At 35.0% G+C, this 13469-nt stretch carries 7 protein-coding genes, 2 pseudogenes and 1 riboswitch; of the genes and pseudogenes, 8 read left to right on the forward strand and 1 reads right to left on the reverse strand.

Annotation, left to right across the window (positions count from 1 at the left end; all coding sequences use genetic code 11):
* Positions 1–3: 3 nt before the first annotated feature.
* From pglX to brxL, 3 genes are all read left to right on the forward strand, one after another.
* Positions 4–3519 (forward strand): BREX-1 system adenine-specific DNA-methyltransferase PglX, encoded by a 3516-nt coding sequence (gene pglX / locus LOK41_RS17405; protein WP_241817600.1) that lies wholly within the window; start codon positions 4–6, stop codon positions 3517–3519.
* Positions 3520–3595: 76 nt separating this feature from the next.
* Positions 3596–6151 carry a BREX-1 system phosphatase PglZ type A gene (pglZ, locus tag LOK41_RS17410; RefSeq protein WP_241817601.1) on the forward strand — a complete coding sequence of 852 codons (2556 nt, stop codon included), beginning with the start codon at positions 3596–3598 and terminating at the stop codon, positions 6149–6151.
* A gap of 18 nt (positions 6152–6169) precedes the next feature.
* Complete coding sequence (brxL, locus tag LOK41_RS17415; RefSeq protein ID WP_241817602.1) at positions 6170–8224, forward strand: protease Lon-related BREX system protein BrxL; 2055 nt, start codon at positions 6170–6172, stop codon at positions 8222–8224.
* Between the two features lie 577 nt (positions 8225–8801).
* Here the strand turns inward: brxL and topB are convergent.
* A pseudogene (gene topB / locus LOK41_RS17420) lies at positions 8802–9377 on the reverse strand (DNA topoisomerase III); the annotation flags it as partial.
* Between the two features lie 250 nt (positions 9378–9627).
* Between topB and LOK41_RS17425 the strand changes: the two are divergent.
* The 5 genes and pseudogenes from LOK41_RS17425 to thiE all read left to right on the forward strand — a co-directional run.
* Positions 9628–9777: pseudogene (locus LOK41_RS17425) on the forward strand (iron ABC transporter permease); the annotation flags it as partial.
* Complete coding sequence (locus tag LOK41_RS17430; protein WP_241817603.1) at positions 9771–10529, forward strand: iron ABC transporter ATP-binding protein; 759 nt, start codon at positions 9771–9773, stop codon at positions 10527–10529. The pseudogene LOK41_RS17425 and the gene LOK41_RS17430, both read left to right, overlap by 7 nt.
* A gap of 73 nt (positions 10530–10602) precedes the next feature.
* Positions 10603–11544, forward strand: coding sequence for a siderophore ABC transporter substrate-binding protein (locus tag LOK41_RS17435; protein ID WP_241817604.1), 942 nt, complete (start codon positions 10603–10605; stop codon positions 11542–11544).
* Between the two features lie 268 nt (positions 11545–11812).
* A riboswitch (TPP riboswitch) is annotated at positions 11813–11923 on the forward strand.
* Between the two features lie 61 nt (positions 11924–11984).
* Positions 11985–12803, forward strand: coding sequence for a hydroxyethylthiazole kinase (gene thiM / locus LOK41_RS17440; protein ID WP_347269323.1), 819 nt, complete (start codon positions 11985–11987; stop codon positions 12801–12803).
* A 15-nt stretch (positions 12804–12818) separates the two neighbouring features.
* Entirely contained in the window at positions 12819–13466 is a 648-nt protein-coding gene (gene thiE, locus LOK41_RS17445) for a thiamine phosphate synthase (protein WP_241817606.1), read from the forward strand.
* Positions 13467–13469 lie beyond the last annotated feature (3 nt).

Genomic DNA, 13469 nt, shown 5'->3' on the forward strand with positions numbered 1-13469 from the left:
GGAATGAATAAATCAGCACTGAAGACCTTTGCACCCAGTGCAAGAAAAGAACTGCTAAAAAAAGTAGAAGCAAAGGCAATGAAAATTGGAATTACAGAAGAAACGATCAAAAAAGCAGATATTGAAAGCTCGGATGCCATCTTTATTGATGGCAAACAGCTTTCCAAAGAAGAGAAAATTCAGCGTAAGAAATTGATTGCTCGTATCAATCAAATCGGCTTCAAACAAGTCTTGGAAGAAGTCGCCTATACATGGTTTAACCGATTTACAGCATTGCGGTTTATGGAGGTAAACGAATATCTTCCAACAGGAGTAAGGGTATTATCTTCTTTAAATCCAAACAGTGCCGATCCGGATATGCTCAATGAAGCGTTAGAGTTGGATCTAGAGATTGATAAAGAATATGTGTACGAATTAAAATTGAACAATAAGACAGAAGAGCTATTTAAATATCTAATTATTAAACACTGTAATCACTTGAATAAATACCTTCCATTTATGTTTAAAACAATTGACGATTATACAGAAATTCTCTTTCCAGAAGGGTTATTAGCAAAAGAATCATTTGTTCGTCGAATGACAGATAAGGATTTTATTCCAGAGGATAACTGGCAGAATGTTGAGATTGTTGGTTGGTTGTATCAGTATTATATTGCCGAAGAAAAAGATCGTGTAATCAAGGCGAAAAAGAAATACAAAACACAAGAGATCCCATTTGCAACACAACTTTTCACTCCTGATTGGATTGTACGTTATATGGTACAGAATTCATTAGGGCGTTATTGGGTGGAATCACATCCAGAACACCGAGACCTTTTAGTGAATTGGGAATTCTACCTGGAAAACCCGAATCCTGAACCAGATTTCGAGGGGAAACTAGCTACTTATATTAATAAAGGACTTAATATTGAGGACATTAAATGCTTTGATCCTGCCATGGGTAGTGGACATATCCTTGTTTATATGTTTGATGTTCTATATGAGATTTACAGCAAGTGTGGATATATGGAGAGAGAAATTCCAAGATTAATTTTGGAAAATAATCTCTATGGATTGGATATAGATGATCGAGCATATCAACTGGCATGTTTTTCTGTAGTGATGAAAGCTTTGGAGTACAACAGTCGTTTCTTTAGAAGTATTGAAAGAGAAGGTTTAGAATTGCACTTAGCTTCTATTCAAGAAACAAATGTGTTTAATACTGAAGAGATATCCTATATAGCGGGTGAAGGTAGTGGAGAAGGTTATGAAAAGACAAAGAATTTTATAAATCAATTTGAAAATGCAAAGATTATAGGCTCATTAATAAAAACAAAAGAGTTTGATATTGATTACTTTAAAGAAAGATTAAAGCAAATAGAGGAAAATCCCGCTCAAGACCTTTTTCAAGAAGAGGTTAGAAAAAAGGCATGTGAGTTATTACCAAAATTAATAATACAGGCTGAAATAATGAATGAAAGGTTCGATATCTTAGTATCCAATCCACCTTATATTGGAAATAGATATATGAATAAAGAGTTAATTAATTATGCTGAATTGGAATATAAGGATTCGAAGGCCGACCTTTTTTCAATGTTTATTGAATACAGTTTTTCAATGACAAAAAAATATGGGCAAATTGGCTTCATGACTCCTTTTGTATGGATGTTTATATCTTCTTATGAAAAGTTAAGAAGTAAACTAATAAGCAATAAAAATATAAGTAGTTTAATACAATTGGAATATTCTGGTTTCGAGGAAGCGACTGTTCCAATATGTGCATTTACGTTAAGAAATTATAACATCTCAATTACGGGTGAGTTTGTAAAACTTTCGGATTTTCCTGGAGCAATAAATCAACCTAAAAAAGTTAAAGAGGCGGTAATGGATCCTAGAGTTCCTTACAGATACTCCACCCTAACGTCAGCATTTAATGACATATCAGGGTATCCAATTTCTTACTGGGCAACAAAAAGAATAAGAGATATCTTCGATCAAGAAGTAAAATTAAGTGAAATTGCTGAACCCAAGACCGGGATACAAACAGGGAATAATACTGCTTTTTTAAGATATTGGTTTGAAGTTCCCCTGAATAAAATTGGCTTTAACATGACGGAGTTCGCTGATATTAATAAATATGGTTATAAGTGGTTCCCTTATAACAAAGGTGGCGAGTTCAGAAAATGGTATGGTAATAATGATTATGTGGTAAATATGGAGAATAATGGAGAATCCATAAAAAACTTTGGAGGTAAAAATAATTATAGATTACGGGAACCAAGACTCTATTTTAAAGAGTCAATTACTTGGTCTTTCATTAGTTCATCTAAATTTGGTGTGCGTTATTCTCCAAGGGGATTTTTATTCGATGTTGCAGGTTCTTCAGTATTTCCTAAGAAAGAGGATAAGTATTATTTAATTGCTCTTCTTTGTAGCAAATTAACATTTGAGTTTCTAAAATTGCAAAATCCAACATTAAATTTCCAAGTTGAAAATATTTCTAAGCTTCCTGTTATTCTTAATGTAAATGAAGATATTAGAAAACAAATTGATGAGTTAAGTAAAGAATGTATCACATTATCAAAATCTGATTGGGACTCTTATGAAACTTCATGGGAATTTAAAATACATCCTTTGATATCAGATAGAAATCTAAGCATTGAAGAAAATTATGAAAAATGGAGAAAATTAAAAGAAGAGCAATTTGATCAATTAAAGTCAAACGAGGAAAAATTAAACAAATCCTTCATTGATATATATAATTTAAATGAAGAAATGTCCCCTCAAGTAGAGGGAAAAGATATAACTGTAAGGATAGCAGATAAAGAAAAAGAAATAGTGTCTTTTATCTCATATGCTGTTGGTTGTATTTTAGGAAGATACTCTTTAGATGAAGAAGGTCTTGTTTATGCAGGAGGAAAGTTTAATCCAGAAAAGTATTCATCATTTAAAGTAGATAAGGATAATATAATTCCTATTCTCTCAGGTGCTTATTTTGAAGATGATATTGTATCAAAGTTTATTGAATTTGTGCAGATTACATTTGGTAAAGCAACATCAGTAGAAAATCTTGAATTTATTGCTGAAACACTTGGTAAGAAGAAAGGTGAAACAGCTAAAGAAACAATTAGACGATATTTCTTAAATGATTTCTTTAAGGATCACGTTCAAATGTACAAAAAGCGACCAATCTATTGGCAATTTACTTCTGGTAAGCAGAAGGCGTTTAATTGTTTAATTTATATGCATCGTTATGATGAGACGACTTTATCACGTATTCGTACGGACTATTTACATGAATATCAGATTCGCTTGGATGCTGAGAAGAAAGATTTGTTGAATATTATTGAAGGGGATTATACGACTAAAGAAATTAGTAATGCGAAGAAAGAATTGAAGACTTTAGATAAAAAGATTGATGAGTTGAAAGAGTACGATGAGTTGTTACATCATATGGCTGATATGCAAATAGAAATTGATTTAGATGATGGTATAAAAGTCAATTATGAGAAATTCAAAGGGCTTGTTGCGAAAATATAAGCAGTTATTGAGGATATGCCAGCTATGACTGGTGTATCCTTGTTGTATGGAGTTAACTGTAAAGGGGTGAGTAGATTTGAATTTAAATCAAGTCATTGATACATTAAAAGGTTCATTTAACGAACCATTAAATGATGAGGAACAGCGGAAAATTATATTTTGGGTCGATAAGGATCGAGAGTTTATAGAAGAGATCAATCGGTTGTCAATCGATGGTGTGAAAATTCATCATTTAACTGAACGGAACCAGTTTTATACAAAACATCTGCTGGAAGAGGAAGACCCGACCTCTCATTATCTTATTTATACAAGTGGTGATTTGATTGTGGAGGATAACTGGTTAATCGATACAGTGTCCTACTCGAAAACCTTTTATGCGGATAAGATTTCCCTGCTGTTAGCTGATTTGGGAATTGATCCGTCATTACGAGCAATCGTAAAGAAATATGAGAAATTTTTTAATAAAAAGCACACGCAAAAGTTCAAATCTTATGGAATTCATGACTTCACAGAAGAGATGATTGAAATTACCATTATGAGCGTTTTCTGTAATTTGAAGATACCTAACTTTGAAGAAGTATTGAAAATAATTTTGAAGGAAAGCCTTTCCGAAGAGGATAATAAATATATTGATTTATTCAAGAAGTATTTTGATGTGGAAGTGTTCTGGACGTATGTATCCAATCTTTACGGGTATGATCGAGAAGAAAAATCATTAAAAACGTTGTTTATGCACCTGACTGTAACGGCATTGAGCCATTCGATTGATGAATCATTATTAGATAACTTTAAGGGGTTTATTGCGAAGAGAAACAAGTCCAATGCACTCGTATTTATTGATCATTGGATGCATCATAAAACAGATTATGCTATTTATAATGAGTTGGCTGAAATGGTAGAACAGGAACTCAAACTGGTAAGTGTTGTCTCAAAAATGCCAGTTGATGCTTTTAAAAAGGCAGATACATTCCCTTACTTCGATAAAGCCATTATTATCTACATTGCGAACAGTTTGGAAGCCTCACATGAAGATTATGAGGAATATATCAAACTGATCAATTTGAGAAGAGTAAAGCATTTTTATGAAAAGTTTGAGTTTATCTATGAGGGATTGTTCTATACCGTAAAAATGTATGATTTCTATAAAAAGTATGAGGCAGGCATACCGACATTGCCAGCAATCGATCTATGGAAGAATTACATCAATGAATACTACGAGATGGATACATATTATCGTAAGTTTTATGTAGCAGTTGACCAAGAACCAAACAGTGAACTTCTCAAAAAGTTAAAAGGGATGGTCGAAAATCTTTATACACACTGGTATATGGGTAATTTAAATTCACACTGGTCTCAAGCAGTAGAAGACGATTTAACGGAAAAATGGTTGCTTCCAGGTGTGATAAACCAACAGGAATTTTACAGGCAACATGTTGCTCCGAAAGTGAAGAAAGGTGAGCGAGTATTTGTTATTATTTCTGATGCACTTCGTTATGAAGTCGGGGTAGAGATTGCAGAGAAGTTAAACGCAGAAACGCTCGGGGCTTGTGAAATAGAGCCGATGTTGAGTGTAATTCCTTCCGTGACAAAGCTTGGTATGGCATCCTTACTTCCACACAGAGAGATTGATTTGGATGAAAATGCAAGAGTGATAGTCGATGGGAAATCGTCAAACGGACTTGAAAAGCGCAAGGCCATCATTGAGTCAGCCATTTCAGATAGTGTTGCAATTCATGCTCAAGAAGTATTTGCGATGAATAAAACAGGAAGAAGAGAGCGATTTAAAGGGAAGAAGCTCATTTACATCTATCATGACACGATTGATGCGATGGGAGATAAAGCATCTACTGAAATTTACACATTTGATGCAGTAAAGAAAGCAATCGAGGAAATCTCTATACTCATTAAGATTATTCGTGATGATGTGTCTGGAACTAATATTCTGATTACAGCAGATCATGGTTTTGTTTATCAGCGTGAAGAACTGGTTGAGAGTGATAAAATTCAACAAGAAGATATCCAAACACTTGAAGTTAAAAGAAGGTATTTACTTTCAAAGGAAAAAAGAAAAATAAATGGCATTCTTACAATTGGCTTGGATTCAATCATTAAAAATGAGCAACAATTACAAGCATATGTTCCAAAAGCAACGATTCGATTTCAGATGCCAGGCTCTGGTGCCAACTTTGTTCATGGAGGAGCCAGCCTTCAAGAAGTTGTTGTTCCATTAATTAAGTATAAAAATATCCGCAGAGGGCAGTCGCACAGTCGTGAAATCACGAAGGTAGATGTCAAGCTTACAAGTAGTACAAGAAAAATAACAAATAGTCTTTTTCACTTGTCGTTTTTCCAAACAGAAAAAGTAGAAGGGAAAATGATTCCACGAACAGTCCTCATTTACATGACTGATGAAGAGGGAAATGGCATATCAAATGAAGAAACCATTATTGGAGACCGTACATCTGATAAACCAGAAGGGCGTATGTTCAAACTGCGATTCGCATTAAAAACAATCACTTATGACAAGAATAAGGACTATTACTTAATCTTGAAAGATATGGAAACCGGCGTGGTGCTTGAACAGATACCATTTACGATTAATCTTGGCATTGTAAGTGATTTTGATTTCTAAAGAAAAGGAGGGAAACTGTTGGAGAACGTGAATGAAATCAATACGTTGGAGTTAGACAAAAAGTTAAATTCAGTATTTGCGGGACGTGTCGTGAGAAAAGATCTCACAAAGCTCATTAAAGAGGGTGCCAACGTGCCTGTTTACGTATTAGAATATTTGCTGGGAATGTACTGTGCCACAGATGATGATGAAAGCATCAAGGAAGGCGTTTACCGAGTAAAGAAAATACTCTCTGAAAATTTTGTTCGCCCAGATGAAGCAGAAAAGATAAAAAGCAAAATTCGAGAAATTGGGCAATATTCCATTATAGATAAGATAACGGTTCGATTAAATCCGAAAAGGGACACATACGAAGCAGAATTTTCTAATCTTGGCTTGAGAGAAGTGCCTATCTCATCGAACTATGTAAAAGAGTACGATAAACTTTTGGCTGGCGGAATTTGGTGTATGCTGAAAATGGATTACTTCTATGATGAAGAACAGCGAAATATAAATCCATTCAGTATAAGTAACCTTAAACCGATTCAGATGCCAAACATGGATCTAAATGAAATGATTGAAGGTAGAAAACAATTCACAAAAGATGAATGGATCGACATATTAATCCGTTCCACAGGGATGGAGCCTACACAAATCAATGATCGAGTGAAATGGCATCTATTATTACGCCTTGTTCCACTTGTAGAAAACAACTATAACGTGTGTGAGCTTGGTCCACGAGGGACAGGTAAGAGTCATGTATATAAAGAAATCTCCCCGAACTCTATCTTAGTTTCGGGCGGACAAACAACAGTTGCCAACCTTTTTTACAATATGTCATCAAGAACGGTTGGACTTGTTGGTATGTGGGATGTCGTAGCATTTGATGAAGTAGCGGGTATTAAGTTTAAAGATAAAGACGGCATCCAAATCATGAAAGATTATATGGCAAGTGGTTCCTTTGCTAGAGGAAAAGAAGAGAAGGCGGCATCAGCTTCCATGGTTTTTGTTGGAAATATTAATCAAAGTGTTGATTCTCTAATCAAGACATCTCACTTATTTGCACCATTTCCAGAGGGAATGAATAATGACTCAGCATTCTTTGATCGGATGCACTACTATCTTCCAGGTTGGGAGATTCCAAAAATGCGACCCGATTTCTTTACGGATCGATATGGATTTATTGTTGATTATTTGGCTGAGTATTTTAGAGAAATGAGAAAAAGATCATACGGCGATTCAATTGATCAGTTTTTTAAGCTTGGTAATAATTTGAATCAACGTGATGTTATCGGTGTAAGGAAAACAGCTTCTGGTCTTATGAAGTTACTGTATCCTCATGGGGAATATACAAAAGAAGATGTCGAAGAAGTTCTACAATATGCGCTTGAGGGTCGTAGACGTGTAAAAGAGCAATTAAAGAAAATTGGCGGCATGGAGTTCTACGATGTAATGTTCTCCTACATTGACAAGAGGTCTTTGCAAGAAGAATATGTATCTGTTCCTGAACAAGGCGGTGGTAAACTTATACCAGAAGGAATGGGGAAACCTGGACATGTTTATACTGTAGGTGTTGGGGAATCAGGTATGATAGGAGTCTTTAAACTTGAAAATCAGGTTGTTAGTGGATCAGGGAAATTTGAAAAGTCAGGCATTGGAACTAACAGGGGGGTAAAAGAGGGTTTAGATACAGCATATCGTTACTTTACTGCGAACAGTAAAAGCATTAGTGGTACAATATCTATTAAAACAAGAGACTATCTTATGCATATTGCTGATTTGCAGGGAATAGGTTTAACTCCTCAATTAGCTATTGCCGAATTAATTGGGCTTTGTTCAGGAGCATTAGAAAAACCTGTGCAAGAAAGTACGGTTGTACTTGGAAACATGACCGTAGGAGGAACAATTGAAAAAGTAGAAGAACTTGCTAACATACTGCAAGTTTGTGTAGATGCAGGAGCAAAAAAAGTATTAATTCCAGCTTCGTCTGTCGTAGATTTTCAGACAGTACCATCTGACCTTTTAATTAAGGTGCAACCAATATTTTATTCAGATCCAATTGATGCAGTATATAAAGCTTTAGGTGTGTTTTAAGCTTGGGAATTTAAAAGACTTCGGAATATATAATTACTTTTGGTAAAATATCGATAGTAAGTATTTTGATGAATTTCTTTATAAAAATAAATTTATCAATAGTAAAAAACGGACTCGTTTTGATCAAACTTTGTTCAAAACGAGTCCGTTTTCTTCTTATTAAAATTAATTTTTAATCAAACTTTATTTCAAACCAACATTTTAATTAAAATTTTTCGCAAAAATTGTATAATGCTTCGCGAAGTAGGAATTCGTTTTGATGAATTTTTTTCAAGATGGATTCCTTTTGTTTCTTATCAAATAAGGGTTTGCAAAACATTTCCGATTAAACTTTATTCCAAACCAATATCAGGGAAATGAGACAAAACAATACCTATACACTTAATTGCAAACTTTTTTAAATCAATTTCAAAGTGGTGGGAATACGCTGTTAATAAAAAGGAAGGTGTTTTACAAGCAAATCGAGGTTTTTACTACTTTAAATTATCATTATAACCATATAAATTTGGGAGGAAATCATACAAGTCATATAAATACTAGAAATATTAATTTCACCCTAACTATTGACGGGATACATTTGCACACGACCGCAGTTTAGTTGTGCGTTAAACCCTGTAGTTAATGCACGTGTCGCATTCAGACCGATATACCAGTCAGCTTCTGAACGTGCGACAGCTGAAGCGTATAAATTGTCATAGGCTTTACCTGGCTTTAAGTTTGCAAATCCATCTTTGATTGCTTTATCGGTAACAGATGAGATCCATAGACGTTTAATCGGTTTATGAACTTTCACTTTATCGATAATCCAACGAGCGACTAATTCTCCCTCGCGACCTGCGTCTGTAGCTACAATTACTTCATTTACATCTTTTCTAATCAGTTGGCTTTTAACAGCATTAAACTGTTTGCCAGTTTGTTTAATTACTGTTAATTTCAAACGCTCAGGTAACATTGGCAGATCTTCTAAATTCCACTTTTTATATTTCACATCATAGCTTTCTGGATCTGCTAATGTAACGAGATGACCTAGAGCCCAAGTAACAATATATTTACTACCTTCAAGGTAGCCGTTCCCTTTTTTATCACATTTCAGTACACGTGCGATATCACGTGCAACAGAAGGTTTTTCAGCAATTACAACACTTTTTGCCATATTTCAAACATCCTTTCAAATTTCCGTAAGTTAAATATAGCATACATCCTTTGCGGATTCAGTTATGCCGAAGATTCTAACCTTTTGTTATTACTTAAATCCTCTACATCTTTAAGTAGTGAAGAGGTGAAAGCTTTCGTGTTTCGGATAGATAGAATAGTTGAGTATGTTTTTCTTTTTTATGGAAAAATATCAAAACGTGATGTAGCGAAGGATTTGAAACAAAAAATTAAGATGATGGGCGAAGGAATCCATCTTTATTAGTATTATCGCTTTAGTAGGTGGACAGCTAATTGTTGAAAGAGTGTTTGAGTTTAATACGACCTTAAGTGTTATTGTCAATTTCGTTGGTGGCGTGTACTTCATTTATCTTCTATTAAAGGAGAGCAAGACATGGTAGAAGTAAGAAATGTATCAAAACAATATGGAAATAAAAATGTTGTTGAGGATGTCTCTATTAAAATAGCAAAAGGGAAGATAACATCGTTTATTGGACCGAATGGAGCTGGGAAAAGTACAGTTCTATCTAAGATGAGTAGGCTTTTGAAAAAAGATGCTGGTGAAATTCATATAGAGGATAAAGAGATTGGCGAATGGGATAGTAATGAACTTGCCAAGAAAATCTCTATTCTAAAACAAACGAATCATATCAATTTACGACTTACAATTCGAGAGTTAGTGAGTTTTGGAAGGTTTCCGTATTCACAAGGCAATCTATCAAAGGAAGATTGGAATCATATTGAAGAAGCAATCCGTTATATGGAGCTGGAAGATATTCAATATAAGTATTTAGATCAGCTCAGTGGCGGGCAACGACAAAGGGCGTATATTGCGATGGTCATTGCTCAAAATACAGAATATATTTTGCTAGATGAGCCGCTTAACAACTTAGATATGAAGCATTCTGTCCAAATTATGAAAGTGCTGAGACGATTAGTTGAAGAGCTTGGCAAAACAATTGTAATTGTCATTCATGATATTAACTTCGCTTCTTGTTACTCCGATCACATTGTTGCCTTGAAAGATGGAAAGGTAATGAAAGAAGGAGCAACAAATGAAATTATTGATCCGGCTGTTTTGAAAGAGATTTATGATATGGATATTCATATTGAAGAAATAGCTGGCAACAATATATGTATTTATTTTTCATAGTGGAAGTTATTTTGATAGTAATCACTTACTATCAATTTAAAATAATTTTAAAAAATTTATAGAGGTGAAGGAAATGAAGAAATTAGCAATGTTATTATTAACGTTCATGCTTGCTATTGTAGCTGTAGCATGTAGCAATAATGCTTCTTCTGACAAAAAGACAGAAGCAAGTGAAAGTAAAGAAATTACGATTAAGCACAAATTAGGAGAAACGAAAGTTAAAACAAACCCGAAAAAAGTTGTAGTATTTGACTTTGGTTCTTTAGATACGTTAGATAAATTAGGCGTTGAAGTAACGGGTGTACCACAAAAAAATACACCAGCATATCTTTCTAAATACAAAGATAAAAAATATACAAACGTTGGTGGACTAAAAGAGCCAGATTTCGAAAAAATTAACGAAATTGGACCAGACTTAATTATTATTTCTGGAAGACAATCTGATTCATACAAAGAATTCGAAAAGATCGCTCCAACAATTTATGTAGAACAAGATACAAAAGATTATATGAAATCATTTAAAGAAAACACAGAAATGTTAGCAAAAATCTTCGGTAAAGAAGATAAAGCGAAAAAAGAAATTGCAGCAGTTGAAAAAGATGTAAAAGCATTAAATGAAAAAGCTACGAAAAGTGATAAAAAAGGTTTAATTATCTTAGCGAATGACGGTCAAGTAAGTGCATATGGTCCAAATTCTCGCTTCGGTATTATTCATGATGTATTTGGTGTAGCTCCTGCGGATACAGAAATTAAAGCAGATACACATGGTAATAAAGTTTCATTTGAATATATTTTAGAGAAAAACCCAGATTACTTATTTGTAATTGATAGAGGGGCTGTTGTTGGCGGCAAATCTTCTGCAAAACAAGTTGTAGAAAATGAAATTGTTAGCAAAACAAACGCTGCAAAAAATGGTAATGTAGTTTACTTAGATGCAAACTACTGGTACCTATCTGGCGGCGGACTTGAGTCTGTTTCTGAAATGGTGAAAGAAGTATCTAAAGGCTTAAAATAATGTGAAAGATAGTGGTAGGAAATTTGATTTCCTACCACTATTTTTATATATAAGTCACGGTTATGAAAACAACAGAAATTCTCCATTTGTTTTCTCCTTCTATTTTCACAAGGCATGGGGCAGAAAAAGGCTCTGACTGTTTCTATGCATGAGCGGATGCTCTCTCCCACTTAAAAGAAATGGTTTTATATCAGTCTTATACATTCAGATAATAAAAACTTGTAACTTGTTATTTTACTAGAATAAGAGTAGACTCTGAAGTAGATGAATAAGAACACATGGGAGTTTGCGGATGCAGACTGAGAGTACGGCTAAACCGCCCGTTGACCATTTGAACCTGTTGGATAATGCCAGCGTAGGGAGAGTGTAAGTAGCACATGTTCAGGCACTTTGCATACGCGAAGTGTCTTTTTGTGTATCTCCCATTATAAGGTTAGGAGATGAAGAGAATGAATATACAAGAAATCGCAAAAGTAGTAGAGAAAGTAAGGGAAGTAAGTCCGCTTGTGCATAATATTACAAATGTCGTTGTGACAAACTTTACAGCCAATGGTTTACTTGCATTAGGAGCTTCACCTGTTATGGCATATGCAAAAGAAGAAGTGGCAGAAATGGCAAGCATTGCTGGGGCGCTTGTTTTAAATATGGGTACACTTCGTCCTGAAGAAGTAGAAGCGATGTTAATTGCCGGGAAGTCTGCAAATACACATCATGTACCTGTATTGTTTGATCCAGTTGGTGCAGGAGCAACGTCTTATCGAACAGAAGTTGCAAGACACATTCCAAGTGAAGTGAATTTAGCGATGATTCGCGGGAACGTAGCAGAAATTGCTAATGTGATTAATGAAAAGTGGGAAATTAAAGGTGTTGACGCTGGCGCTGGTAATGGTGACGTTGTAGGAATTGCAAAACAAGCAGCAGATGAATTAGATACAGTCACTGTCATTACAGGAAAAGAAGATGTTGTAACAGATGGTGAGCGAACAATCATTATTCGTAATGGTCATCCAATTTTAACGAAAGTGACAGGGACAGGCTGTCTATTAACTTCAGTCATGGGAGCATTTGCAGCAGTTGAAAAGGATTATGTGAAAGCGGCGGTGGCTGCATTAACGTTTTATGGGGTAGCAGCAGAAATAGCTGCAAATAAAACAGTGGAGCAAGGACCAGGAAGTTTCCAAATCGAATTTTTGAATCAGTTAGCAAACACTACTAAATGCGATATTGAACAATATGGAAATGTCCAAGAGGTGCAGTAAGAAGGGATGAGAGAAATGGCGTGTATGGATCAACAGCAAATATCTAAATTATTGCAAGTGTATTTTATTATGGGAAGTAACAACTGTAAGCAAGAACCGTTGCAAGTAATGAAGGAAGCGTTAGATGGCGGAGTGACACTTTTCCAATTTCGTGAAAAAGGTGAAGGTGCTTTAACGGGAGAAGAACGAGTACATTTTGCTAAGCAGTTACAAGCGCTTTGTAAAGAATATGATGTTCCTTTTATTGTAAATGATGATGTGGAATTAGCCATTGAATTAGATGCAGATGGCGTTCATGTCGGACAAGATGATGAAGGAATCACATCCGTTCGTGAAAAAATGGGAGATAAAATTGTTGGGGTATCCGCTCATACGATAGAGGAAGCTCGTTTTGCAATTGCAAATGGAGCGGATTATTTAGGAGTAGGGCCTATTTTTCCAACGAGCACGAAAAAAGATACAAAAGCAGTACAAGGAACGAAAGGTCTGCGTCATTTTAGAGATGCGGGGATTACAATTCCGATTGTGGGAATTGGAGGAATTACATTTGAAAATGCTGCTTCGGTTATAGAGGCTGGGGCAGATGGGATTTCCGTTATTTCAGCGATAAGTTTAGCAGATTCACCTTATGAAAGTACGAAGAAAATGGCTGGTCTTTATTGACAG

Origin of the sequence: Bacillus sp. TL12 (genome assembly GCF_022625245.1) — a bacterium.
Lineage (GTDB): Bacteria > Bacillota > Bacilli > Bacillales > Bacillaceae_G > Bacillus_A.

Excerpts from the sequence above, each read along its gene's own strand:
- pglX (WP_241817600.1), top strand. The coding sequence starts at position 4 with ATGAATAAATCAGCACTGAAGACCTTTGCACCCAGTGCAAGAAAAGAA.
- LOK41_RS17430 (WP_241817603.1), top strand. The coding sequence starts at position 9,771 with ATGGTAGAAGTAAGAAATGTATCAAAACAATATGGAAATAAAAATGTT.
- LOK41_RS17435 (WP_241817604.1), top strand. The coding sequence starts at position 10,603 with ATGAAGAAATTAGCAATGTTATTATTAACGTTCATGCTTGCTATTGTA.
- thiM (WP_347269323.1), top strand. The coding sequence starts at position 11,985 with ATGAAGAGAATGAATATACAAGAAATCGCAAAAGTAGTAGAGAAAGTA.
- thiE (WP_241817606.1), top strand. The coding sequence starts at position 12,819 with ATGGCGTGTATGGATCAACAGCAAATATCTAAATTATTGCAAGTGTAT.